This window comes from Kitasatospora purpeofusca (assembly GCF_042691725.1).
Taxonomy (GTDB): Bacteria; Actinomycetota; Actinomycetes; order Streptomycetales; family Streptomycetaceae; genus Kitasatospora; species Kitasatospora purpeofusca_B.
In genome coordinates this window covers 5,597,782-5,622,211 of sequence record NZ_CP170483.1, presented here as the reverse complement: position 1 = coordinate 5,622,211, position 24,430 = coordinate 5,597,782, and the positions used below count along the sequence as shown (strand labels likewise).

16 protein-coding genes are annotated in these 24,430 nt (G+C 72.7%); 5 read left to right on the top strand and 11 right to left on the bottom strand.

The window, feature by feature from the left end; genetic code table 11:
• Positions 1–39: 39 nt before the first annotated feature.
• The 5 genes from ACFCLZ_RS24245 to ACFCLZ_RS24225 form a co-directional block, all read right to left on the bottom strand.
• Positions 40–4,986, bottom strand: coding sequence for an NAD-glutamate dehydrogenase (locus ACFCLZ_RS24245; protein WP_380279199.1), 4,947 nt, complete (start codon positions 4,984–4,986; stop codon positions 40–42).
• Between the two features lie 344 nt (positions 4,987–5,330).
• A complete protein-coding gene (gene pruA, locus ACFCLZ_RS24240; RefSeq protein WP_380286257.1) occupies positions 5,331–6,956 on the bottom strand; it encodes an L-glutamate gamma-semialdehyde dehydrogenase in 1,626 nt (541 codons plus the stop codon).
• 165 nt (positions 6,957–7,121) lie between these two features.
• Positions 7,122–7,778, bottom strand: a complete 657-nt coding sequence (locus ACFCLZ_RS24235; RefSeq protein WP_380279197.1) for an HAD family hydrolase — start codon at positions 7,776–7,778, stop codon at positions 7,122–7,124.
• Between the two features lie 69 nt (positions 7,779–7,847).
• Positions 7,848–8,366, bottom strand: coding sequence for a DUF6912 family protein (locus ACFCLZ_RS24230; RefSeq protein ID WP_380279195.1), 519 nt, complete (start codon positions 8,364–8,366; stop codon positions 7,848–7,850).
• 122 nt (positions 8,367–8,488) lie between these two features.
• The gene (locus ACFCLZ_RS24225) at positions 8,489–9,586 is read right to left on the bottom strand and encodes a patatin-like phospholipase family protein (protein WP_380279194.1); all 1,098 of its coding nucleotides are present in this window, start codon (positions 9,584–9,586) and stop codon (positions 8,489–8,491) included.
• A gap of 395 nt (positions 9,587–9,981) precedes the next feature.
• Here ACFCLZ_RS24225 and ACFCLZ_RS24220 point away from each other — a divergent pair, with 395 nt between their 5' ends.
• The gene (locus ACFCLZ_RS24220) at positions 9,982–10,461 is read left to right on the top strand and encodes an Rv3235 family protein (RefSeq protein ID WP_380279192.1); all 480 of its coding nucleotides are present in this window, start codon (positions 9,982–9,984) and stop codon (positions 10,459–10,461) included.
• Between the two features lie 128 nt (positions 10,462–10,589).
• Here the strand turns inward: ACFCLZ_RS24220 and secA are convergent, their stop codons facing one another.
• Entirely contained in the window at positions 10,590–13,352 is a 2,763-nt protein-coding gene (gene secA / locus ACFCLZ_RS24215) for a preprotein translocase subunit SecA (protein WP_380279190.1), read from the bottom strand.
• Positions 13,353–13,603: 251 nt separating this feature from the next.
• Between secA and ACFCLZ_RS24210 the strand changes: the two genes are divergently transcribed.
• Complete coding sequence (locus ACFCLZ_RS24210) at positions 13,604–14,185, top strand: GNAT family N-acetyltransferase (RefSeq protein WP_380279188.1); 582 nt, start codon at positions 13,604–13,606, stop codon at positions 14,183–14,185.
• A gap of 77 nt (positions 14,186–14,262) precedes the next feature.
• Positions 14,263–15,447, top strand: coding sequence for a winged helix-turn-helix domain-containing protein (locus ACFCLZ_RS24205; RefSeq protein ID WP_380279186.1), 1,185 nt, complete (start codon positions 14,263–14,265; stop codon positions 15,445–15,447).
• A 34-nt stretch (positions 15,448–15,481) separates the two neighbouring features.
• Here the strand turns inward: ACFCLZ_RS24205 and ACFCLZ_RS24200 are convergent, their stop codons facing one another.
• Both ACFCLZ_RS24200 and hpf read right to left on the bottom strand, forming a co-directional pair.
• Positions 15,482–16,240 carry a response regulator gene (locus ACFCLZ_RS24200; RefSeq protein ID WP_380279184.1) on the bottom strand — a complete coding sequence of 253 codons (759 nt, stop codon included), beginning with the start codon at positions 16,238–16,240 and terminating at the stop codon, positions 15,482–15,484.
• 196 nt (positions 16,241–16,436) lie between these two features.
• Positions 16,437–17,129 (bottom strand): ribosome hibernation-promoting factor, HPF/YfiA family, encoded by a 693-nt coding sequence (hpf, locus tag ACFCLZ_RS24195; protein ID WP_376089678.1) that lies wholly within the window; start codon positions 17,127–17,129, stop codon positions 16,437–16,439.
• Positions 17,130–17,576: 447 nt separating this feature from the next.
• Here hpf and ACFCLZ_RS24190 point away from each other — a divergent pair, with 447 nt between their 5' ends.
• A complete protein-coding gene (locus ACFCLZ_RS24190; protein WP_380286256.1) occupies positions 17,577–18,248 on the top strand; it encodes a ComF family protein in 672 nt (223 codons plus the stop codon).
• Here the strand turns inward: ACFCLZ_RS24190 and ACFCLZ_RS24185 are convergent.
• From ACFCLZ_RS24185 to mtrA, 3 genes are read right to left on the bottom strand one after another with little or no spacing between them, the layout of a single operon-like run.
• The gene (locus tag ACFCLZ_RS24185) at positions 18,236–20,125 is read right to left on the bottom strand and encodes an LpqB family beta-propeller domain-containing protein (RefSeq protein ID WP_380279183.1); all 1,890 of its coding nucleotides are present in this window, start codon (positions 20,123–20,125) and stop codon (positions 18,236–18,238) included. The genes ACFCLZ_RS24190 and ACFCLZ_RS24185 overlap by 13 nt on opposite strands.
• Positions 20,100–22,241 carry an MtrAB system histidine kinase MtrB gene (mtrB, locus tag ACFCLZ_RS24180; RefSeq protein ID WP_380279181.1) on the bottom strand — a complete coding sequence of 714 codons (2,142 nt, stop codon included), beginning with the start codon at positions 22,239–22,241 and terminating at the stop codon, positions 20,100–20,102. The genes ACFCLZ_RS24185 and mtrB overlap by 26 nt, the downstream gene beginning before the upstream one ends.
• A gap of 1 nt (position 22,242) precedes the next feature.
• Complete coding sequence (gene mtrA, locus ACFCLZ_RS24175; RefSeq protein WP_380279179.1) at positions 22,243–22,920, bottom strand: MtrAB system response regulator MtrA; 678 nt, start codon at positions 22,918–22,920, stop codon at positions 22,243–22,245.
• Between the two features lie 287 nt (positions 22,921–23,207).
• Between mtrA and ACFCLZ_RS24170 the strand changes: the two genes are divergently transcribed.
• Positions 23,208–24,428 (top strand): hypothetical protein, encoded by a 1,221-nt coding sequence (locus tag ACFCLZ_RS24170; RefSeq protein ID WP_380279177.1) that lies wholly within the window; start codon positions 23,208–23,210, stop codon positions 24,426–24,428.
• The last annotated feature ends 2 nt before the right edge of the window (positions 24,429–24,430 follow it).

The window sequence follows — 24,430 nt, the reverse complement described above, 5'->3', positions numbered from 1 at the left end:
CAGGGACGCGGGCCCGCCGTGTTGCCGTGCAGGCCGCGGTCAGCGCATCGAGCCCGTGCGGAGCAGGGTGCGGATGACGCGCATCGCGACGGAGAGGCTGGACAGCTCGTAGTTGTCCGAACCCCTTATGTCGTCGAGGGTGCTCTTGGCGCGGTTCAGCAGGGTGGAGTTGAGGTCCGCCCAGGCGGTGTAGCGCTCCTCGGGGGCGGCGCCGTCGGGGCCGCAGTCCAGGATGTCGGCGGTCAGCGCCGCGTGGGCCGCGAAGAGGTCCTCGCGGATGGCGGCGCGGGCCATGGACGACCAGCGGTCGGTGCGGGGCAGCTCGATGATGCGGTCGAGCAGGTGGGTGATCTGGAGGCGGTCGGCGAGGTCGTAGTAGAGCTCGGCGACCTGGGCGACGTCCTTGCCGGAGCGGTCCGCGACCTCGGTGATGTCCAGGGTCGGGAAGGTCGAGGACAGGCCCGCGATCCGGGTGGCGAGCTGCTCCGGCACGCCGGCCTCGGTGAGCTCGTCGTAGACCTTCTCGAACCAGACGAGGTCCTCGCCGCGCAGCGGCTTGGGCAGCGAGCCCCAGACCTGGCCGACCCGGTCGTGGAAGAACTCGATGGTGCCGGCGATGTCCAGCGGCTGGCGCCGGTTGTTGAGCATCCACCGGGTGGCGCGCTCGACGAGGCGGCGCGCGTGCAGCCGCATCTTGGTCTGGGCCCGGGCCGGGACCCGGTTGTCCAGGCCTGCGATCTCGGACCAGATCTCCTCCAGGCCGAAGACGGCCCGGGCGGCGGTGTGGGTGCGGGCGACCTCCTCGTAGGTGGCGCCGGTCTCCTCCTTCAGGCGGAAGGCGAAGGTGCAGCCGCCGCGGTTGATCGTGTCGTTGACGATCAGCGTGGTGATGATCTCGCGGCGCAGCGGGTGCCGGTCGATCTGCTCGGCGAACCGGGCCCGCAGCGCGCTCGGGAAGTAGTCGTGCAGCGCGGTGCGGAAGAACGGGTCGTCGGGCAGCGCGGTGGCGAGCAGCTCCTCGGCGAGGGTGATCTTGGTGTAGGCGAGCAGCACCGACATCTCGGGCTGGGACAGGCCCCGGCCGTTCTGCTGGCGCTCGCGGATCTGCCGCTCGGTGGGCAGGAACTCCAGGGCCCGGTCGAGCCGGCCGTCCGACTCCAGGCGGTTGATCATCCGGGAGTGGACGTTGACCATGCTGTGCGCCTGGGCGACGGCGTTGGCCAGCACCACGTTCTGCGCGTAGTTGTTGCGCAGCACGAGGTGGCCGACCTCGTCGGTCATCTCGGCGAGCAGGGTGTTGCGCTGCTTGACCGTCATGTCGCCGTCGGCGACCACCTGGTTGAGCAGGATCTTGATGTTGACCTCGTGGTCCGAGGTGTCCACGCCGGCCGAGTTGTCGATGGCGTCGGTGTTGATCCAGCCGCCCTTGCCCTCGGGACCGCCGCAGGACGCGTACTCGATGCGGCCGAACTGGGTGCAACCGAGGTTGCCGCCCTCGCCGACGACGCGGGCGCGGACCTGCTCGCCGTTGACGCGGATGGCGTCGTTGGCCTTGTCGCCGACCTCGGCGTTGGTCTCCGTGGAGGCCTTGACGTAGGTGCCGATGCCGCCGTTCCAGAACAGGTCGACGGGCGCCTGGAGGACGGCCTTCATCAGCTCGGCCGGGGTGAGCCGGGTGTCGGAGACCCCCAGCACGGCCCGGACCTGCGGCGACAGCTGGATCGACTTGGCGCTGCGCGGGAAGACGCCGCCGCCCGCCGAGATCAGCGACTTGTCGTAGTCGTCCCAGGAGCTGCGGGGCAGCTCGAAGAGGCGGCGGCGCTCGGCGTAGGAGACGGCCGCGTCCGGGTTGGGGTCGAGGAAGATGTGGCGGTGGTCGAAGGCGGCGACCAGGCGGATGTGCTCGCTGAGCAGCATGCCGTTGCCGAAGACGTCGCCGGACATGTCGCCGATGCCGACGGCGGTGAAGTCCTCGGTCTGGGTGTCGTGGCCCAGCTCGCGGAAGTTGCGCTTGACCGACTCCCAGGCGCCGCGGGCGGTGATGCCCATGCCCTTGTGGTCGTAGCCGGCCGAGCCGCCGGAGGCGAACGCGTCGCCCAGCCAGAAGCCGTAGGACTCGGCGACACCGTTGGCGATGTCGGAGAAGGACGCGGTGCCCTTGTCGGCGGCGACGACCAGGTAGGTGTCGTCCTCGTCGTGGCGGACCACGTCGGCCGGGTGGACGACCTCGCCGGCCACCAGGTTGTCGGTGATGTCCAGCAGCGCCGAGATGAACGCCTTGTAGGACGAGACGCCCTCGGCCAGCCAGGCGTCGCGGTCCACCGACGGGTCCGGCAGCTGCTTGGCGACGAAGCCGCCCTTGGCGCCGACCGGCACGATGACGGTGTTCTTCACCATCTGCGCCTTGACCAGGCCGAGGATCTCGGTACGGAAGTCCTCACGCCGGTCGGACCAGCGCAGACCGCCGCGGGCGACCTTGCCGAAGCGCAGGTGCACACCCTCGACCTGCGGCGAGTAGACCCAGATCTCGAACGCCGGGCGCGGGGCCGGCAGGTCCGGGATGGCCTGCGGGTCGAACTTCATCGACACGTAGGAGTGCCACTCGCCCGAGCCGTCGTGCTGGAAGAAGTTGGTCCGCAGGGTGGCCTTGATGAGGTGCAGGAAGGAGCGCAGGATGCGGTCCTCGTCCAGCGAGACGACCTCGTCCAGCGCGCCGGCCAGCTCCTCCAGGATGCCCTCGGTCAGCTCCAGCGCGCCCTGCTGGTGGCTGGGGCTCAGCCGGGCCTCGAAGAGGTTCACCAGCAGGCGGGTGGTGTGGGTGTTGTTGCGGAGCGCGTCCTCCATGTAGTCCTGGGAGAACGTGGAGCCCGCCTGGCGCAGGTACTTGGCGTACGCGCGCAGCATCATCGCCTGGCGCCAGGTCAGCCCGGCGGTCAGGACCAGCTCGTTGAAGCCGTCGTTCTCGGCCTTGCCGGTCCAGGTGGCGGCGAAGGTCTCCTGGAAGCGGTCGCGGGCCTCGTCGGTCAGCCCGACGGCCTCGCGCAGCCGCAGGCCGAAGTCGTAGACCCAGGCGGTGGTGTGGTCGGAGCGGGTCAGCGCGTACGGGTGCTCGTCGAGCACCTCGACGCCCAGCCGCTGGAGGACCGGCAGCACCTCGGTGAGCGAGATCGGGCCGCCCACCCGGTAGATCTTGAAGCGGCGCTCGTCGTCGCCCGCGCCGACCGGCTGGTAGAGGTTCAGCCGGAAGTCGCCCTCACCGTGCAGCGACTCGATCTGCTTGAGGTCGGCCACGGCGGTGCGCGCGGTGAAGTCGGCGCGGTAGCCGTCGGGGAAGGCGTTGGCGTACTTGCGGGAGAGCTCGGCGGCCCGCTCCTCGCCCAGCTCGGTGTGCAGCTGGTCGTTGAAGCCGTCCATCCAGAACCGGGCGGCCTCGGCCAGCTTGGCCTCGATCCGCTCGACCTCGGCGTCGGTCAGGTGCGGCAGCTCGCTGCCGGGGGTGACCCGGACGACGAAGTGCAGACGGGTCAGCACCGACTCCGTCGACCAGACCGTGTAGTCGATCGAGGCGCCGTTGAGCTCCTGCATCAGGATGTCCATGAGGCGCAGCCGGATGCGGGTGGTGTAGCGGTCGCGCGGCAGGTAGACCAGCGCGGAGAAGTAGCGCCCGTACTCGTCCTGGCGCAGGAACAGCCGCAGCCGGCGGCGCTCCTGCAGGTAGAGGACGCTGGTGGCGATCTGGAGCAGCCCGGCGGCCGGGGTCTGGAAGATCTCGTCCCGGGGGAAGGTCTCCAGGATCTGCAGCAGGTCGCGGCCGTCGTGGCTCTCGGTGGAGAAGCCGGAGTCGGCGATGACGTCCTGGACCTTGCGGCGGACCACCGGGATGCGGCTGACCGACTCGGTGTACGCGGCGGCCGAGAACAGGCCGAGGAAGCGGCGCTCGCCGATGACCTCGCCGTTGGCGTCGAACTTCTTCACGCCGACGTAGTCGAGGTAGGCGGGGCGGTGCACGGTGGCGCGGCTGTTGGCCTTGGTGAGGACGAGCAGCTTCTTCTCGTGGGCCTTGGCGCGCACCGGCGCGGAGAGCCGGCCGAAGGCCTCGCTGACGGCGTGGTGCTGCTCGTCGCGGGTGACCGGGTCGGAGCGCAGGATCCCGAGGCCGGTGCCGGCGACGGCCCGCAGGACCTCCTCGCCGTCGTGCTCGACGAGGTCGTACTCGCGGTAGCCGAGGAAGGTGAAGTGGTCGTCGGCGAGCCAGCGCATCAGCTCCCAGGCCTCGCCGACCTCCTGCTCGGGCAGGCCGGCCGGGGGCTGCTCGGCGAGCTCGTCGGCCAGGCGCAGCGCGGAGTCGCGCATCTTGGTCCAGTCCTCGACGACCTCACGGACGTCGCCGAGCACCCGGCGCAGGTTGGCCTCGATCTCGCGCAGGTCGTCGCGGTCGGTCTCGCGGTCGACCTCGATGTGCATCCACGACTCGACGGTCGCGTCGGCCGGCCACTCGGTGCCGGCGGCCTGGCTGCGGGCGCAGGCGTCGACGTCGAGGATCTCCAGCAGCTTGCCGGTGATGTCGCGGCGGACGACCAGCTGGGGGTGGATGACGACGTGGATCGCGCGGTCCTGGCGGGACAGCTCGTTGGTGACCGAGTCGACCAGGAACGGCATGTCGTCGGTGACGACCTCGACCACGGTGTGGCCGCAGGACCAGCCGTTCTCCTCGACCGAGGGGGTGTGCACCCGCACCTCGGCGGTGCCCTGCGGGCGCTTGAGGCCCAGGCGGTAGTGCGAGGCTGCCGCGCCGTAGACGTCGACCGGGTCGCGGTCGACCAGGTCCTCGGGCGCGGTGTGGAGGTAGTAGTGGTGCAGGTACGCGGACAGAGCGCCATTGCTCAGTCCCTCCCCCGGCGCCGCTCCCCCCACCTGGCTGTTCTCAGCGGCTGCTGCTGCCTTCCTGAGCAGTTCGGCCTTGGCTGCGTCCAGCTTGGTCTGCATGACTTCTTGGCTCCTGTCGCGCGCCGTTGCGTGACTCGGTGGTGGTCTCGCTTCGCACCGCCGGGTTCCCGCAAATCCTGCCGCACCACCCTGCTGAAAAGGGCCCATGGCGCGCATGAAACACCTCTGCAGCGGGTAGGACGAGACGTTCGGCCTGCGGAGCCACCCGACGACGCCAGCCAGCCTAACGGGATCAATCGAAGGTGTCAGGGGACAAGCAGGCGCAAACCTGGAGGAAGATCGGGCCGTCCTGGACAGCTTGTCCAATCAGCCTGCCGGTTTGCGCCGAAAGCCGAAACTTCGTGCGGAGCGCCGTTCGCGGTCCGTGTGCGGAGCGTGGACGCTCAGCCCATGTGCGGATGAACGTACGTGGTCGGCGGGACGAACGTCTCCTTGATCGACCGGGCGGAGGTCCAGCGCAGCAGGTTCTGCGCGGCGCCCGCCTTGTCGTTGGTGCCCGACGCCCGGCCGCCGCCGAAGGGCTGCTGGCCGACCACCGCGCCGGTCGGCTTGTCGTTGATGTAGAAGTTCCCGGCGGCGAACCGCAGCGCCTCCACCGCCTGCGCGATCGCGTAGCGGTCCTGGGCGACCACCGAGCCGGTCAGCCCGTACGGCGCGCCCGCGTCGACCCGGCCGAGCACGTCGTCCCAGCGGGAGTCCTCGTAGACGTGCACGGCCAGGATCGGGCCGAAGTACTCGGTGCGGAACATCTCGTTGCGGAAGTCCGAGGAGACCAGCACGGTCGGGCGGACGAACCAGCCGATCGCGTCGTCGTACTGGCCGCCCGCCGCCAGCTCCACCGTCGGGTCGGCCTTGGCCCGGTCGATGGCGTCCCGGTTCTTCTCGAACGCGCGCCGGTCGATCAGCGCGCCCATGAAGTTCGACAGGTCGGTGACGTCGCCGACGGCCAGCGCGTCCACCTCGGCGAGGAAGTCGTCCTTGATCCGCTGCCAGAGGCTGCGCGGCAGGTAGGCGCGGGAGAGCGCCGAGCACTTCTGGCCCTGGTACTCGAAGGCGCCGCGGATCAGGGCGGCCTTGAGGATCTCCGGGTCGGCCGAGCGGTGCGCCAGCAGGAAGTCCTTGCCGCCGGTCTCGCCGACGATCCGCGGGTACGCCCGGTAGCCGCCGATGTTGGCGCCGATGCTCTGCCAGAGCCAGCGGAAGGTCGCGGTCGAGCCGGTGAAGTGCAGTCCGGCCAGGGCGGGGTCGGCGAGCGCCACCGCGGACAGCTGCTGCCCGTCGCCGGTGACCAGGTTGACCACCCCGGGCGGCAGGCCGGCCGCCTCCAGCAGCCGCATCAGGTGGTGCGCGGCCAGCATCTGGGCCGGCGCGGGCTTCCACACCACCGTGTTGCCCATCAGGGCGGGCGCGGTCGGCAGGTTGCCGGCGATCGCGGTGAAGTTGAACGGGGTGATCGCGTAGACGAAGCCCTCCAGCGGGCGGTGGTCGGTGCGGTTCCACACCCCCGGCGAGGAGACCGGCTGGTCGGCCAGGATCTGCCGGGCGAAGTGCACGTTCCAGCGCCAGAAGTCGATCAGCTCGCAGGCCGAGTCGATCTCCGCCTGCTGCGCCGTCTTGGACTGCCCGAGCATGGTGGCCGCGTTGAGCGTCTCCCGCCACGGCCCGGCCAGCAGGTCGGCGGCGCGCAGGAACACCGCCGCCCGGTCGTCGAAGGACAGCGCCCGCCACTCCCGCCCGGCCGCCAGCGCGGCGTCCACCGCGGCCCGCCCGTCCTCCCGGGTGGCGTTGCCGAGCACGCCCAGCTTGGCCGCGTGGTGGTGCGGCTGGACGACGTCGATCCGCTCGCCGCCGCCGAACCGCTGCTCGCCGCCGATGGTCATCGGCAGCGGGACCTGCTCGGCCGCCAGCTCGTCCAGTCGGCGCACCAGACGCTCCCGCTCCGGGCTTCCGGGCGCGTAGCCGAGCACCGGCTCGTTGCCCGGGACCGGGACCTGGGTGACTGCGTCGATGGGCATGGCGGGCTCCGCTCCTCGTCACGGCGGCCGGCCCGTTCCGACGACGGGCCCGGCACCCGTCCAGCCTGACCAGCGGCGGGCCGCTTCGCCCGCCCGGACACGCCAACGGTGGACGTGGTCCGCGCCACGCCCGGCGCCGTGCGCGGGCCCGCGGGCGGCTCAGCCGGTGAGCCGGCCGGCCAGCTCCACCGCCTCCGCCAGGGTGTCCACCACCGGCACGCCGACCGGCTCCAGCTTCTCCCGGGTGTGCGAGCCGCCGGTGTACAGCACCGCGTGCGCGCCCGCGTCCAGCGCGGCCAGCGCGTCGTCCGCGGCGTCGCCGATCAGCACCGTGCGGGCCGGCTCCACCTGCTCGCCGAGCGCGGCCAGGTGCCGGACCAGGTGCTCGGCCTTCTGGCCGCCGGCCGGGCCGCTGCGCCCGTCCACCCGCAGGAACTGCCCGGTCAGGCCGAAGCCCTCGACCACCGGCAGCAGCCGGTCGTGCTCGTACATGGACAGCAGCGACTGGCTGCGCCCGGCCGCCCGCCAGCCGTCCAGCAGTTCGCGGGCGCCCTCGGTGAGGCCGCAGGCGGCGCTCAGCAGGCGGTAGCGGTCGTGGAACGCGTCGTCCAGGCGCAGCCACTCGGCGTCGGAGGGCAGCCGGCCGAGCAGGCGCTGGTAGAACCGGGGGATCGGGATCTCGTACTGCTCGCGGTACTCCTGCAGCGTCATCGGGCCCACGCCGATGGTCGCGAAGGCGGCGTTGCTCGCTCCGAGCACCGCCTCCATGTCGTGGAAGAGCGTTCCGTTCCAGTCCCAGACGATGTGAGTGCGCACGCGTTGAACGGTAACGCCGGGCACCGGCGGACCGGTAGGACGGAATTCACTGCCCCGGGCGGGCCGGGCTCAGGCCGGTCGGGCCAGCAGGGCGGCGATCTCCTGGGTGGCGAACCAGAGCAGGTCGTGGTCCTCGGCGCCGTCCACGGTGAACTGGGCGTCCTGGTCGCCCGCGTCCGCGGCCGCCACCGCCTCGACGGCCGCCGCCACGTCGGCCACCACGTCCCCGTCGGAGACGTCCGCGTGCACCGCGGCCGCCTTGGCGAGCTTCACCGGGCCGGCCAGCACCACCCGGCCGAGCGAGGCCTGGTCCTGGTACTCGTCGCCGGGGAACGGCTTCACCGCCGAGTCGGCGATGTCGAGCGCCACGACGACGCGGCGGCGCGGGGCGGCGGGCTCGGCGGCCAGCAGGCGCAGCGAGGACTGGGCGGCCCGGTTCAGGGCCGCGTACTCCAGCTCCTCCAGGTCGTCGCTGACGTACCACTCGCGCAGCGCGGGCGTCACGGCGTACGCCGCGGACTGCTCCAGCGCGCCGCCCGAGTGCGCCGCCGCCAGGGCGGTCAGGGTGGTGGGCACGTACACGCGCATCGGTGGCACTCTCCGGTTCGTCCAGCGGCACAGCTTCCAGCGCCCCCAAGAATAGGCGCCGGACGGCGGGCCGTGATCACCCGCGCACCCGCGGCCCGGGCGGCCCGTCCTCCCGGAGGCGGTCAGCGCGCGGTTTCCAGGGAGCGGCGGCAGGTCTCCAGGGCGCTCTCCAGGACCGGTCCGCGGCGGGCCGGGTCCATCATGTTCGGGCCCATCACCGCCAGGTCGGCGGGGGTGGGGGCGAGCAGGTGGACGCGCACGCCGCTCGCCCGCAGCAGCCGGGCCTCGCCCAGCAGCCGGCGGGTCACCGTCCGGCGGTAGCGGGCGACCAGCTGGGCGAGCACCCGGCTCGGACGGTCCCGTTCGCGCGGGGCGTGCGATCGGTCCCGCACGCGCCGGGCGCGCTCGAGGGCGGACGCGCCGCCGTCGGGCTCCGAGCGCCCCGGCGGATCGGGCCGCAGCGCCATCGGGGCGAGCACGTACACCTCGTCCAGGCCCCGGTCCAGCAGCAGGTCGGCGTTGGTGGCCGACCAGCAGCCGCCGTCCACGTACTCGGTGCCGCCGACCGGGACGGGCGGGAACCAGCCGGGGATCGCGCAGGAGGCCATCACCGCCTCGTCGACCCGGACGGGCGGTGCGCCGGGGTCGCCGAAGACCACCCGGCGGCCGCTGCGGTAGTCCACCGCGACGACCCGCAGCGCCGGGCCTCCCGACCAGCCGCCCGGACCGTCGGCGCCCTGGAACAGGCCGCCGACCAGCGCGCCCACCGACGCCAGCGAGCCCCGGCCGTGCGGCGCCATCGCCGAGACCAGGGTGAGCCAGGGGTAGGTGCGCGGGTGCCGGACGGCGTCCCGCAGCAGGCCCGGCGAGCCGATGCCCGCCCGGGGCCGCGGCGGCAGCGCGCCGCCGACCGCCGTGTCGTAGTCGAAGTCGATCCCGGCCAGCGGCCCGGCGGAGACCGGCAGGCCCCGCTGGTGGTCGCCGAGCTGACCGGTGTCCGCCCCGCCCGCGAGCAGCGCGCCGAGGATGGCGCCCGCCGAGGTGCCGAGCAGCACCTCCGCGTCGCCCGGCGGCCGGCCGGTCGCCTCCTCGACGGCGCGCAGCGCGCCGACCGTCCAGGCGGCGCCGAGCATGCCGCCGCCGCCCAGGACCAGGCCGCACCGGGGAGCGCCCCCGGCCGAAGGCGGCGCCGGACGTGTCCCGGATACCCATGTCGTCATACCGGCCGCCTGTCGTCGTCGGGGCGGTGGTGGTGCCGCGGTGCCGGGCGGACACCCTGCGGGGGCGTACGGCCCGGCCTTCGATCCTGCGCGCGGAACGGCCGGGGGCGCAACGCCCGTCCTGTCCAACGGACCGTCCCCTTTCGGGCCGTCCCGGCCTCCCCGGCGCGTCAACCCCGGTCCGGCGGGGGTGTCCGGGGGTCTGCCGCCGCACGGGCCGGCTCACCCGGATAGGTGAACTTCGGAGCCGTCCGGGAGCCCGCCGCAAACCCGTTGCCGCCCCCGGCGGGCGACCGCTAGCAAGGACCCGTCCGTACCCGCACCACCGCTTCCACCGGACGCCGGCCCCCGGCTCCGCGCCGAGCGTCCGCGCCGACCGCCCCCGAGGAAGGCCCATGACCCCGTGCCCGAACCGCTCCGCACCGCCCCTCGCCCCGCCCGCCGTGCTCTCCGCACGCCCGTACCGCCCGCGCGGCACCGCCCGGGACCACCGCCCGGCGCCCCCGCGCCGGCCCCGCCACCCCCGGGCCGCGTGCACCACCGCCCAGGGGCCGCTGGACGGCCTCAGCACCCGGTTCGCCCACCGGCTGGTGGAGGTGCTCACCGGCGCCCGGCCGTCCGGGCAGCTGCTGCGGCACACCACGCTGGCCTGCTACGGCCAGCTCTCCGCCCTGGTCCGGGCCGGCACCCTGCGGCGGACACCCGCCGGCGTACGGCCCCGGCTCGGCCCGGTGCACGACCGCTCGCCCTCGCCGGGCGCCGTCGAGGCCTGCGTCCGGGTCGACCTGGGCCATCGGCACCACATGGTGGCGTTCCGGCTGGAGCCGCGCGGCCCCTCGGGCCAGTGGCAGTGCACCGCCGTGGAGGCCCGGTGACCGCCGCCCGCACCCCGCTGCCGCCCTCGACGGCCCCGGAAACGGCGCGGGGCGCCGCCCCCGTACGGGAGCGGCGCCCTGCCCGGCGGCGGGCCGGTCCGGAACCCGGACCGGCCGCCCGCCTCGTCTCAGCCCTTGCGGCGACGGCCCTTGGCCGACTTGGCGGCCTTGCGGCGCTCGGCGCGGGTCAGCCCGTCGCTCTCGTCCTCCGCCCCGAGGTCCTCGAAGTCGCCCTCGACCACGCCGCCGCCGACCTCGTCCGAGGGGGCCGTGTAGTGCAGCCGCTGCGGCTTGGGGGCCTCCAGGCCCTTGGCCTTGATCTCCGGGCGGGCGGCGTCCTTCTCGAGCTTGTCGAGCATGACCGCGGCGTCCTCGACCGGGACCTCCTCGACCTGCTGCTCGACCTGGACCTCCAGGTTGAACAGGTAGCCGACGGACTCCTCCTTGATGCCCTCCATCATCGCGGTGAACATGTCGAAGCCCTCGCGCTGGTACTCGACCAGCGGGTCGCGCTGCGCCATGGCCCGCAGGCCGATGCCCTCCTGGAGGTAGTCCATCTCGTAGAGGTGCTCGCGCCAACGGCGGTCCAGCACCGACAGGACGACCCGGCGCTCCAGCTCGCGCATGATCTCGGTGCCGAGCTGGTCCTCGCGGGCGCCGTACTGCGCCTGGACGTCCTCCTGGACGACCTTGGTGAGGAACTCCGGGGTGAGGCCCGCGGTGCCGCCGGCCTCCTCCTCCAGGTCCTCCAGGTTCACGGTCACCGGGTAGAGCTGCTTGAGCGCGGTCCAGAGCTTCTCGAGGTCCCAGTCGTCCTCGAAGCCCTCGCCGGTGGCGGCCCGGACGTACGCCTCGACGGTGTCGTCCATGAAGTGGCCGACCTGCTCCTGGAGGTCCTCGCCCTCCAGCACCCGGCGGCGCTCGCCGTAGATGACCTCGCGCTGGCGGTTCAGCACCTCGTCGTACTTGAGGACGTTCTTGCGGATCTCGAAGTTCTGCTGCTCGACCTGGGTCTGCGCGGAGGCGATGGCCCGGGTGACCATCTTCGACTCGATCGGCACGTCCTCGGGCACGTTGGCCATCGAGAGCACGCGCTCGACCATGCCGGCCTTGAACAGGCGCATCAGGTCGTCGCCCAGCGACAGGTAGAAGCGGGACTCGCCCGGGTCGCCCTGACGGCCGGAACGGCCGCGCAGCTGGTTGTCGATCCGGCGGGACTCGTGGCGCTCGGTGCCGAGGACGTAGAGGCCGCCGGCCTCCTTGACCTCGTCCTGCTCCGCCTTCACCGCGGCCTTGGCCTTCTCCAGCGCGGCCGGGAACGCGGCCTCGTACTCCTCCGGGGTGTCCACCGCGGAGAGCCCGCGCTGGGCCAGCTCGGCGGCCGCGAGGTGGTCGGCGTTGCCGCCGAGCATGATGTCGGTACCGCGGCCGGCCATGTTGGTGGCGACGGTGACGGCGCCCTTGCGGCCGGCCTGGGCGACGATCTGCGCCTCGCGCTCGTGGTGCTTGGCGTTCAGCACCTCGTGCGGGATGCCGCGCTTGCGCAGCTCCTGCGACAGGTACTCGGACTTCTCGACCGACACGGTGCCGACCAGCACCGGCTGGCCCTTCTCGTGCTTCTCGGCGATGTCCTCGACCACGGCCGCGAACTTGGCCGGCTCCGACTTGTAGATCAGGTCGGGCTGGTCGATGCGCAGCGGCGACTTGTTGGTCGGGATCGGCACCACGCCGAGCTTGTAGATCTGGTGGAACTCGGCCGCCTCGGTGGTGCCGGTACCGGTCATGCCGGCCAGCTTGTCGTACAGGCGGAAGAAGTTCTGGAGGGTGATGGTGGCCAGGGTCTGGTTCTCGTTCTGGACCTCCACCCCCTCCTTGGCCTCGATCGCCTGGTGCATGCCCTCGTTGTAGCGGCGGCCGGCCAGGATGCGGCCGGTGTGCTCGTCGACGATCATGACTTCGCCGTTCATGACGACGTAGTCCTTGTCCGCCTTGTACAGCTCCTTCGCCTTGATGGCGTTGTTCAGGAAGCCGACCAGCGGGGTGTTCACCGACTCGTAGAGGTTGTCGATGCCGAGGTAGTCCTCGACCCGGGTGACGCCCTCCTCCAGGATGCCGACGGTGCGCTTCTTCTCGTCGACCTCGTAGTCGCGGTCGATCTTCAGGCGCAGCACCAGCTTGGCGAAGTCGGCGTACCACTTGGTCGCCTGGTCCGCCGGGCCGGAGATGATCAGCGGGGTGCGGGCCTCGTCGATGAGGATCGAGTCGACCTCGTCGACCACCGCGAAGTAGTGGCCGCGCTGGACCAGTTCGTCCTTCGACCAGGCCATGTTGTCGCGCAGGTAGTCGAAGCCGAACTCGTTGTTGGTGCCGTACGTGATGTCCATCCCGTACTGGCGCTTGCGCTCGGCCGGCGTCATGCTGCCGAGGATCACGCCGACCTCGAGGCCGAGGAAGCGGTGCACCCGGCCCATCCACTCCGAGTCGCGCTCGGCGAGGTAGTCGTTGACCGTGATGAGGTGCACGCCCTTGCCCGTGAGCGCGTTGAGGTACGCGGGCAGCGTGCCGACCAGGGTCTTGCCCTCACCGGTGCGCATCTCGGCGACGTAGCCGTGGTGCAGCGCGGCGCCGCCCATGATCTGGACGTCGTAGTGCCGCTGGCCCAGCACGCGCTTGGCGGCCTCGCGGACGGTGGCGAACGCCTCGGGGAGGATGTCGTCCAGGCTCTCGCCGTCGGCAAGGCGCTGCTTGTACTCGTCGGTCAGTGCGCGCAGCTCGGCGTCGGTGAGGTTGACGAAGTCCTCTTCGATGGAGTTGACCTGGGCGGCAATCCGCTGCAGCTTGCGAAGGATCTTGCCTTCGCCGGCGCGCAGGATCTTGTCGAAGACGGACACGTGAGCGGGCTCCTTGCCTGGATTGGCACTGGACGACTGCACGGTGGATCCACCCCACCGCACGGGCCATCGTATGCGAGGAGCCCAATGCCCCGGGAGGTGCGTCAGCACGGTATTCCCGTGTCACCCGCGCGAGCACTTCCGACGATAGTCCCTCGCACCGGGGCAAAACGGTCGGGCGTCCGTCCAGTTGAACGCGCCGACCCGTTAATCGGATGCTCCGACTTATCTCTATACGGAATAATCCGTCCATGGATGAGCAGCCGAAGCAGAACTCGCCGCACCCGACGGAGCCCGTCGTCCTCACCACCGACCGCCTGGTCCTGCGCGCCCCGTGCGAGGGCGACGTCGACGCCGTCTTCGCCGCCTGCCAGGACGAGGAGATCCAGCGCTGGACGGTCGTCCCGTCGCCGTACCGCCGCCAGGACGCCGAGTACTTCGTCCACGACCTCGCCATCGACGGCTGGCGGACCGGCGAGAACCTGGTCTGGTGCGTGTTCGAGCGCGAGACCGGCGCGCTGGTCGGCAGCCAGGGGCTGATGGCCTGTGCCGGCCGGCCGGGCGCCGCCGAGGTCGGCTGGTGGGCGGCCAAGGAGTTCCGCGGCCGCGGGTACACCGTCGAGGCCGCCGCCGCGGTGGCCCGCTACGGCCTGCGCGAGCTGGGTCTGCGCCGCCTGGAGTGGCTCGCCTACGTGGGCAACGAGGGCTCCCGCGCGGTGGCCGGGAAGGTCGGCTTCCGTTTCGAGGGCACCCTGCGCTCCTACTCCGAGCAGCGCGGGCGGTTCCTCGACACCTGGATCGCCTCCCTGCTCGCCGGGGACCTCCCCGACTGAACGCCCGGGCACCGGCCGAACAGCCGGGCCCGGACGGCCGGGGCCGGTTGTCGGTGCCCCCGCCTAGGCTCGCCGGCATGACCGCCTCGACCCCCGCCCCGGTGACCGTCCTCGGCGCCGACGACGCCCGCCGAATCGCCCTGCGCGCCCAGGGACTGCTCGGTGCCCCGGACCGCCCCGGCGGCGTGCGCGGGGTGCTGCGCCGGCTGGGCGCCGTCCAGCTCGACACCATCTCGGTGCTGGCCCGCTCCCACGAACTGGTCCCGTACGCCCGGCTCGGCGCGGTCGGCCGCCCGGCGGTCGAGACGGCGTACTGGGGCTCCGGCGCGAGCTTCGAGTACTGGTCGCACGCGGCCTGCGTGCTGCCGGTCGAGGAGTGGCCGCTGTTCGCCTTCCGGCGGCGCCACTACCGCGCCAAGGCCCACGTCTGGGGCAAGCAGGTCGACGCGGCCACCTACCGCGCCGTGCTCGACCGGCTGCGCGCCGAGGGCCCGCTCACCTCCACCGAGTTGGGCGGCGCCAAGCGGACCGCCGAGTGGTGGGACTGGTCCGACACCAAGATCGCGGTGGAGCGGGCGCTGGCCTTCGGCGACGTGGTCTGCACCGAGCGCCGGAGCTGGAAGCGCGTCTACGCGCCGGCCGAACAGGCGATCCCCGCCGAGCTGTTCGCGGCCGAGCCGGACGACGAGCACTGCCTGCGCACCCTGGTCGCGCAGTCCGGCGCGGCCCTCGGCGTGGCCACCCGGGCCGACCTGCTGGACTACCACCGGCTGCGCACCGACCAGTTGGACGCGGCGCTGCCCGAATCCGGCCTGGTCCCGGTCCAGGTGGCCGGCTGGGGCCCGGACGGCTCCCCGGGCGCGGCCTGGGCCGACCCGGCGGCGCTCGCCGCGGCGCCGCGCGGGCGCCACCGCACCACGCTGCTCTCGCCGTTCGACTCGCTGATCTGGGAGCGCCCGCGCACCGAGCGGATCTTCGGCATGTTCCACCGGCTGGAGGCCTACACGCCCAAGCACAAGCGGGTGCACGGCTACTTCGCGATGCCGCTGCTGACCGGCGGGCGGCTGGTCGGCCGGGTCGATCCGGCCCGCGAGGGGCGGACGCTGGTGGCCCGTCAGGTCTCGCTGGACTCCCCCCGGCACCTGGAGGCGCTCGCCGGGGCGCTGCGCGAGGCGGCGTCCTGGGTGGGCTGCGACAGCGTCCGGGTCGAGGCGCTGCACGACGAGGCGCTCCGCCCGGCACTGGAGAAGCTGCTCGGCTGAGCGCGGCGGGGGCGGGGCCCGGCGGGCCCCGCGCTCACCCTATTTCGAGGATCTTCTCCCGCATCGCGTACACCACGGCCTCCATCCGGGAGTGCAGTTGCAGCTTCTCCAGGATGTTGCGCACGTGGTTCTTCACGGTGTTCTCGCTGATGAACAGCTCCTTGGCGATCTCCCGGTTGTTCATCCCGGTGGCCACCAGCTTCAGCACCTCCAGCTCGCGGTCGGTCAGCCGCGGCGCGGGCACCAACTCCCGCTCGTCGGAGCGGCGCTGGATCATCGACTTGAACTCGGTGAGCAGCTTGGACGCCATCGACGGGCTGATCTGGGACTGCCCGTCGGCGACCGCGCGGATCGCGGTGGCGACCTCGTCGGTGGAGATCTCCTTGAGCAGGTACCCGGTGGCACCCGCCTTGATCGCCTCGTAGAGGTCGGCCTCCTCGTCGCTTATCGTCAGCATGATGATCTTGGTGCTGGGCGCGACGTCCTTGATCGCGGTACAGGCCTCGATCCCGCTGCGGCGCGGCATCCTGACGTCCATGAGGATGATGTCCGGCAGCAGGTCGGCGGCCCTGAGCACCGCCTCGGCGCCGTCCCCGGCCTCGCCGACGACCGTGATGTCCTCCTCCTCGGCCAGCACGATCTCCAGGCCTCGGCGGAACAGCGCGTGGTCGTCCACCACCAGGACGCGGATCGGCTCCCGCCGCGGGGAGGCGTACTCGGGCTCCGCCCCCGGGCCGGGCGACACCCCCGTGACCGGCCCCGTTGCGGGCCCCAGCCCGAAGTGATCCCCCATCCGCTCCTCCCCCGTCGCCGGTCGTCGTGCGCCAATCATTCCACGGCCAAAGGGCCCTGCGATCACCCTCCGGCGCCGATTGCCCCGCATCGGGTGACCTGCGCGGCCGCCCGGCACCGGACCGGGCCGGCCCCGGAACGCCGGTGACCCCGGCGGCACCGGCCACCGGGGTCACCCTCCCATGCTGCTCGGACGGTCAGTCCTCGTCGTCACCCGCGCCGATCGCACCGCCGGCGCCGCCGCCCTCGACGGTCGAGCCGTCGGCCTTCAGGTGGATCACGCCGTAGTGGTAACCGTGCCGGCGGTAGACCACGCTCGGCAGGCCGCTGTCCTTCTCCACGAAGAGGTAGAAGTCGTGACCGACCAGCTCCATCTCGTAGAGCGCCTGGTCGAGCGCCATCGGGGCGGCCGGGTGCGTCTTCTCCCGGACCACCAGCGGGCCTTCGCCCTCCACTTCCAGGGTTCCCATCATGGTCTTGCGGACGGCTCCGTTGGTGCCGCTCTCCGCCGGCTTCGTCTCGGGCAGCGCGGCCAGGGCCGCCGTCGCCTCGGCGACGCTGATCGGGGTGCGGCCGTTGCCGCCCTTGTGGACCCGACGCCGGTCCGCGGACTTGCGCAGCTGGGCGTCGAGCTTCGCCGAGGCCAGATCGAGCGCCGCGTAGGGGTCCGCGGCGGCGGCCTCGGCCCGGATCACCGGGCCACGGGTACGGAGAGTGATCTCCACGCGGTCGGACCGGTCGGCCTGCCGCGGGTTGTGTTCCTTGGACACCTCGACATCGAGGCTGATCGCCTTGGTGTCGAACTTCTGGACCTTCTCCAGCTTCTCGGCCACGTGATCCCGGAACCTCTTGGGCACCTCGGTCTTGCGGCCCTTGACAACGATGTCCACGCAGAACTCCGATCCCTCGTTCTGTCGCCGGTCCGGGTGCTACCGGACCGCGCTGAGACCAGCCGGACCAGCCAATCCTTCCGCCGGCCCTCCGTCCCACCGGCAACGGTGGGAACGACTGGCCCTCACCTCACTTCCTCCCCACCAGGGACGTTTGAAACCCCCTGGGGCTTATCGAACACCTCACAGGGAGTTTTCGCCTCCCCAGCGGAGAGTTCGGGTATGACGGACCAATGGGGCTTGGCGGTCAAGCTGTAGCCCCCTGTCTACCCTCCTGCGAGTGAAACACAGGTAAATACCTGGACAACACCCCCCGTACGGCGCATTCTTTGCTCACTCTCCGTTCCTGAGCCGGGAGGAGCTGTCGTGCCGAAGACCTCCGCACCGCCGCAACCGCAGTCCGCCCGCGGGCCGTTCGCCCACGCCCTGGCCGGTCTGCTCGACGTGCTGCTCCCCGCGCCCTGCGCGGGCTGCGGCGCCGACCGCGGCCAACTGTGCCCGGGCTGCCGGCGCATCCTCGCCACCGCGCGGCCGACCCCCTCCGCCGCCCTGCCCTGGGCGCACGCCGCCGCGCCGTACGACGGCCCGGTCCGCCGGCTGCTGCTCGCCCACAAGGAGCGCGGCGCGCTCAGGCTGGCCGGCCCGCTCGGGGAGGCCCTCGCCCGGGCGGTGCGCTCCACGCTCGGCCCGGACACCGGGCAGGTCCCGCTGCTGCTCGTCCCGGTGCCCTCGGCCCGGGCGGCCGTGCGCGCCCGGGGCCACGACCCGACCCTGCGGCTGGCCGAGGCCGCCGCCCGGACCCTGCGCCGGGAGGGCCTGGACGCCCGCGCCGCACCGCTGTTGCGCCACACCCGACCGGTCGCCGACCAGGCCGGGCTGCCGGCCGCCGAGCGCCGGCGCAACCTGCACGGCGCGCTCACCGTACGGCCCCTCGGCCACCGCCCGCCCGCGCTCCGGCCGGTCCTGGTGGACGACCTGGTGACCACCGGCGCGAGCCTCGCCGAGGCGGCCCGGGCGCTGTCCGCCGTCGGCCTGCCGCCCCGCGCGGCCGCCACCGTCGCGGCGGCCGGCGCGGACCGGCCCGCCGGGGCCGGCGGACCCGGCGGTCAGCCCGGGTAGATGAACGAGGAGGCCCGGTACTGCAGCACCAGCTCCCGCCACTGGTTGTTGACCAGCCGGTACAGCTTGCCCTTCGCCTCCTGCAGCGCCAGCACCGGCGGCACCTGCGGCGCGCTGCCGCCCCCGCCGTTCACCCGGGACTCCGACGCGGCGACCGTGACCATCTCGCCGCCGCTCTGCAGTCGCGCGTCGGTGTTCTGGGACCCGTCCGTGCTGACGTAGTGCAGCTGCTGCAGCTTGTCCTTCTCCTTGCCCAGTACCAGCAACTGGTCCGCCTCGGCCCAGGAGACCGAGGTCACCTCCTGGAACACCGGGTTGGCCAGCCGCAGACCGGTGATCTTCGCGGTCGGCGCGTCCTTGGTGCCCTCGTGGACCATCAGCCCCAGCCAGAGCTGCTGTTCCTTGCTGTCCTTGCCCTCCTTGAGCAGCAGGGCCACCCGGGTCCCGTCCGAGGAGATCTTGATGCCCTGCACCGACCGGTTTCCCAGGCCGACCACCGGCACCTCGACGACCTTCTTGTCGCGCACCAACAACACCTTCGGGCCCTGCGGGTCGCGGTCCACCACGTAGAGGTCTCCCCGCCCGTCCCAGGTCGGCGAGGTCAGCCCGTCGTTCGCCCCCGCGCGGCTCTGGGTGGTCAGCACCGGCTGCGGCATCGCCGCCAGGCCGTCCAGGAACGGCACGGTGAAGAGCTGGTGGCCGTCCCCGCTGATCGCCGCGGCGTGCTCGCCGTCCCGGGCCACCGCGATCGGGCCGAGCCGCTTGCCGGACTGCTGCGGGCGCCCCAACGGCCCCTGCACCGGATCGCCCGCGAAGTCACCGCCGTGCGACTCGTACAGCACGCCGTCGTCCTCGCGCTGGTAGAACTGCCGGGTGGCCATCTGCCCGGCCAGCGAGCCGGGGCCGATCGCGGGCTCGTCGGCGCGGCTCGCCAGACAGCTCGGGCCGCCGTGCTGGCCCTTGAGCTCCAGCCGGTCCACCTGTCCGGTCCCCTGGTCGGCGAGCGTGTAGAGGAGCTGGGTCGCCATTCGGCGGCAGGCGGTGGCACTGCCCAGGTCGACCCCGCTGACCGACACGTGTCCGGTGCGGTTGTCGTCCAGGCTCACCGCCTCCACCTTCGTCCCGGTGGGGAAGGCCGAGCGGGCCACCGGGGCGAGCCAGGTCGACGGCCCGGTGACCACCGCGTTGGCGGCCGAGCCCAGCGGGTCTATTCGGCGCCGCAGGTAGACCGGGTCGGCGATCAGCACGTCCTGGCTGGTCGCCGCAGCGGCGGACGGCGCGGACGGGTCCGGCGCCGTGTAGAAGTACCGGTCGACCTGGCGGTAGCTGTTGCGGAAGTTGACCTCGTTGAGGACCAGCCCGTCGGGCAGCTGGTCGATCCGCCACTCGCCCCCCTTCTCCCTCTTGAAGGAGAAGTCGGTCTCGAAGTTCCGCGGATCCTGGATGCGGTACGAGTGCCGCTCGTCCACCTCGGCGACCACCTGGCCGCGGACCGGGACGGAGATCTCGGTGTCGGCGTCGGTCACGTCCACGCGGCCCTGGCTCGGCCCGCCGCCGAGCACCGTGACGCCCGCCTCCGCGTTCCAGCGCGCCGCCGCGGCGGGTGTCAGGTACTTGCGGGCCGTGCCGTAGCTGTCGTCGGCGGTCAGCGCGTCCAGGAACCCGGCCAGCAGCTCCGGCGGCGCGGCCCCCTTGGCGGGCTCCACCGGGAAGACCCTGACCTGGAGGTTCTTGTCCGCCGAGCTCTTGGACAGCTCGATCTTGGTGACGCCGCCGGAATCCGGCATCGCCGCGCAGCCGCCGGCCAGCAGGGCGCCCAGCAGGGCGCCGGCCACCCCGGCCAGCCGCGGCTCAGTCCTGCCGCTGGTCCTTCGCACCCCGCGACCCCTCCGTGTCCGTTCCACCCGTGCCGTCCGCCCCGGCGGCCTCGTCCGGCCGCGCGGTCCGCTGCGCCACCGACGGCCGGCCCGGCGCCGTGTCCACCATGACCTGCGCGCCGGTCGCACCGTACCCGGCACCGGCCGGCAGGACGTCCGAGGGGTCGGCCCGCGGGGCGTCCGGCAGCCGCCGGCCGAGACCCGGGCCGATGCTCAGCACACCGCCCAGCCCGCTGCCGAAACCGGCTCCGGAGGCCTCCGGGGTCTCCGGGACGGCCAACTCCTCGGCCGCGGCCAGCGCGGTCGAGCCGCCCGGGCGGATCGCCCGCCGGTACGGCGTCCCGTACGTGCCCAGCCCCCGGTTGTTGCGCGAGTCCTCCGGCTCCAGCCGGAACGGCGCCCGGCTGATCTCGCCGCCGCGGGTGCGCGGCAGAGTGAGCCGGAAGTGCGAGCCGCCGCCCGGCTCGCCCCAGGCCTGGAGCCAGCCGCCGTGCAGATGCGCGTCCTCGACCGCGATGGACAGGCCCAGGCCGGTGCCGCCGGTGGTCCGCACCCGGGACGGGTCGGCCCGCCAGAAGCGGTGGAACACCCGGGACGCCTCGCCCGGCTTGAGGCCGATGCCGTAGTCCCGCACGCCGACCGCGACCGCGCCGTCCTGCGAGCCCAGCCGGACCACGACGTCCCGGCCCTCGCCGTGCTCCAGCGCGTTGACCACCAGGTTGCGCAGGATGCGCTCGATCCGCCGGGAGTCGACCTCGGCCACCACCGGCTCGCCGTCGCCGCGGATCACCACCGCGCTGCCCTTGGCCCGGGCCAGCGGATCGGCGGCCTCGACCACCCGGCCGACGATCTCACGCAGGTCCACCGGCTCGGCGTCCAGGACGGCCGCGCCCGCGTCGAACCGGCTGATCTCCAGCAGGTCGGCGAGCAGCGACTCGAAGCGGTCCAGCTGCCCCTGGAGCAGCTCGGCGGACCGGGCCGCCATCGGGTCCAGGTCCTCGCGGCTGTCGTAGATGAGGTCGGCGGCCATCCGGACGGTGGTCAGCGGGGTGCGCAGCTCGTGCGAGACGTCCGAGACGAAGCGCCGCTGCACCCGGGACAGCTCCTCCAGCTGGCGGATCTGCGCCTGCAGCGCGTTGGCCATCCGGTTGAACGATTCGCCGAGCCGGGCGATGTCGTCCGTGCCGGTGACCTTCATCCGCTCCTCGAGGTGCCCGGCGGCCAGCCGCTCGGAGATCCCGGCGGCCATCCGGACCGGGGTCACCACCTGGCGCACCACCAGCCAGGCGATGCCGCCCATCATGATCACCACGAACACGCCGGCGGTCGCCAGGGTGCCGGTGATCAGGTTGAGGGTCTTGGTCTCCTGGCCGAAGGAGAAGACGTAGTACAGCTGGTAGCTGCTGCCGTCCGGGCCGACGAACTGCTGGCCGAAGACCAGACCGGGCTCGGTCTTCCCGCCGCTGTCCGAGCGCTGGATCCGGGTGGGCTGGCTGAAGGTCTGGCCGGCCTCCTGCGCGACCCGCGCCTTCAGGGCGGCCGGGACGCTGTCCGGCGAGATGTCGCCCGAGTAGCGCGGGCCGAGGCTGGCCCGGTCCGGCTGCACCGTCTGGCCGGTGCTCGGCAGCATCGCGATCACCGAGTAGACGTTCTGCCCGCTGGCCGCCAGTTCACCGACCTGTCGGAGCAGCCAGGTGCCGGGCTCCTCGGTGGCCGGGTCGGCGGCCACGCCGGTCCGCAGCCGCAGGTCCTTCGCCTCGTCGATCTTCTTGATCTCGGTCTGGAAGCCCGCGATCGCCTGGTCGCGCGCCGCGGCCCGCTTGGTGTCCAGCAGCCCGGTGCGCACCTGCGCCACCACGACGACACCCAGCACCAGCACCACCAGGACCGACAGCAGCAGGGTCGCCGCCACCACCCGCAGCTGGATCGAGCGCCGGTACAGCGCCGCCACCCGGTTCACGGGGCGGCGCAACTGACGGATCACCGGCGCGAACAGCGCCGCCGGCCCGCGCCGCCGGCGGCTGCGGACGGTCGAACTCAGCACGTCCCCGCGCACGGCGGAGCCGCCCCCGTCGGTCTCGGCACCCGCCGGGGTCTCGTCGGACTGGTCGCTCACGTCAGCTGGGCCCGGCCTTGTAGCCGACGCCGCGGACGGTCACCACGATCTCGGGGCGCTCCGGATCCTTCTCGATCTTGGAGCGCAGGCGCTGCACATGGACGTTCACCAGCCGGGTGTCCGCCGCGTGCCGGTAGCCCCAGACCTGCTCCAGCAGCACCTCGCGGGTGAACACCTGCCAGGGCTTACGGGCCAGCGCGACCAGCAGGTCGAACTCCAGCGGGGTCAGCGGGATGCCCCGCCCGTCCCGCTTCACCGAGTGACCGGCCACGTCGATCACCAGATCGCCGATGGTCAGCTGCTCCGGAGTCGGCTCCTCGGCACGGCGCAGCCGGGCGCGCACCCGGGCCACCAGTTCCTTGGGCTTGAACGGCTTGGTCACGTAGTCGTCGGCACCCGACTCCAGACCCACCACGATGTCGACCGTGTCGGTCTTGGCGGTCAGCATGACGATCGGGATCCCGGACTCCGCCCGGATCTGCCGGCAGACGTCAATGCCGTCACGGCCGGGCAGCATGAGGTCAAGCAGGACCAGGTCGGGCTTGGTCTCCCGGAACGCGGCTAGCGCCCTGTCCCCATCCGCGACGAAAAACGGCTCAAAACCCTCACCACGCAGCACAATGCCGAGCATCTCGGCCAGTGCGGAGTCGTCATCAACGACGAGGACGCGTCCCTTCATGGGTCCATCTTCTCATTACCGGATTGTGACCTGCCGCACAGCAGTCCCATTGCTCCAGAACGGCCAACTGGCGACCCGGCGATTTCCGGCCATACCGGGCGAAATACCCTGCCCCGGGCACCCCCGGAGCCCCCCGGCGCACCCACCGGCCGTCCACGGAGCGGCCGTTGCCGTTCAGCAACCGGATCCCCCTGGGGCGCGTCCGACCACCATGACACGATGGGCGCTGCGCCCACGTGAAGATCCACCCGGCGCCGCGAAACCCTGACGCCCTCCGAGGAGCAGTGATGACCGACACCCCGGGCTGGGCCTCGCCCGGCTCGTCCGAGCCGTCCCGCGACGGTGCCCGGCCCCCGGCCGACGCGCCCTCCGCCGTGCCCGGCCCGTCGGCACCACCCCACGACACCCCGCCCGCCTGGGGCACCGCCCCCGGCGCCCCGCAGCCCCCGTACGGGCAGCAGCCGCCGCCGTACGGCCAGCAGCCGCCGTTCGGGCCGCAGCCGCCGTACGGGCCGCCCGGCGGGCAGTACGGCTGGGGCGCGCCGCCCAGCCCCAAGCCGGGCGTCATCCCGCTGCGCCCGCTCGGGCTCGGCGAGATCCTCGACGGCGCCGTCTCCACCGTCCGCAAGCACTGGCGGGTCGCCCTCGGCCTCTCCTTCGGCGTGGCCGTGGTCCAGCAGGGCGTCGCGCTCGGCGCCCAGCTCGCCGTCCAGGGCGACACCGCCGAACTCACCCCGGTGCTGACCTCCCTGGTCAGCCTGCCGCTCGCCTGGCTGCTCGGCGTGATCGCCTCGGCCCTGCTGACCATGGTGGTCAGCCGCGCCATCCTCGGGCAGTCCGTCACGCTCGGGGAGGCCTGGCGCGACGCCAAGCCCCGGATGCTCCAGCTCGTCGGCCTCACCCTGCTGAACGGCCTGATCCTCGGCGGCATCGTCCTACTGGCCTTCGCCCCGCTGATCGGCTACGCCGTCGCCGGGGCGCAGGAGCCGGCGATCACCGCCCTGCTCGTCCTCGTCGGACTGCTCAGCCTGCCCGTCGTCTGCTGGCTCGGGATCCAGCTCAGCCTGGCCGCGCCCGCGCTCATGCTGGAGAAGCAGGGCGTCATCGCCGCCCTCTCCCGCTCCCGCCGCCTCGTCCGCCGCTCCTGGTGGCGGATCTTCGGCATCACCCTGCTCAGCACGGTGATCGCCTGGATCGTCTCCAGCGTGATCGCCACCCCGTTCACGGTCATCGGCATGGTGCTGGGCTGGGGCGACTTCACCGACCAGATCGACGCCGGCGGCACCGCCTCGATGCCCACCGCCATGCTGGTCACCGTCGCCATCGGCGGCATCCTGTCCTCCACCATCACGCTCCCCTTCACCGCGACCATCGGCGTGCTGCTCTACGTCGACCAGCGGATCCGCCGGGAGGCCCTCGACATCGAGCTCGCCCGCGCCGCCGGCCTGCCCGAGCACGGCGGCTCCGGCTGGGGCGGCCAGGCCGGCCCAACCCCGGCAAGGTTCTGAAC

Coding starts and splice junctions, on each gene's coding strand:
- ACFCLZ_RS24245 (WP_380279199.1), bottom strand. CDS start 4,986: ATGCAGACCAAGCTGGACGCAGCCAAGGCCGAACTGCTCAGGAAGGCA.
- ACFCLZ_RS24230 (WP_380279195.1), bottom strand. CDS start 8,366: ATGCGCGTGTACGTGCCCACCACCCTGACCGCCCTGGCGGCGGCGCAC.
- ACFCLZ_RS24225 (WP_380279194.1), bottom strand. CDS start 9,586: ATGACGACATGGGTATCCGGGACACGTCCGGCGCCGCCTTCGGCCGGG.
- ACFCLZ_RS24220 (WP_380279192.1), top strand. CDS start 9,982: ATGACCCCGTGCCCGAACCGCTCCGCACCGCCCCTCGCCCCGCCCGCC.
- ACFCLZ_RS24210 (WP_380279188.1), top strand. CDS start 13,604: ATGGATGAGCAGCCGAAGCAGAACTCGCCGCACCCGACGGAGCCCGTC.
- ACFCLZ_RS24205 (WP_380279186.1), top strand. CDS start 14,263: ATGACCGCCTCGACCCCCGCCCCGGTGACCGTCCTCGGCGCCGACGAC.
- ACFCLZ_RS24200 (WP_380279184.1), bottom strand. CDS start 16,240: ATGGGGGATCACTTCGGGCTGGGGCCCGCAACGGGGCCGGTCACGGGG.
- mtrA (WP_380279179.1), bottom strand. CDS start 22,920: ATGAAGGGACGCGTCCTCGTCGTTGATGACGACTCCGCACTGGCCGAG.
- ACFCLZ_RS24170 (WP_380279177.1), top strand. CDS start 23,208: ATGACCGACACCCCGGGCTGGGCCTCGCCCGGCTCGTCCGAGCCGTCC.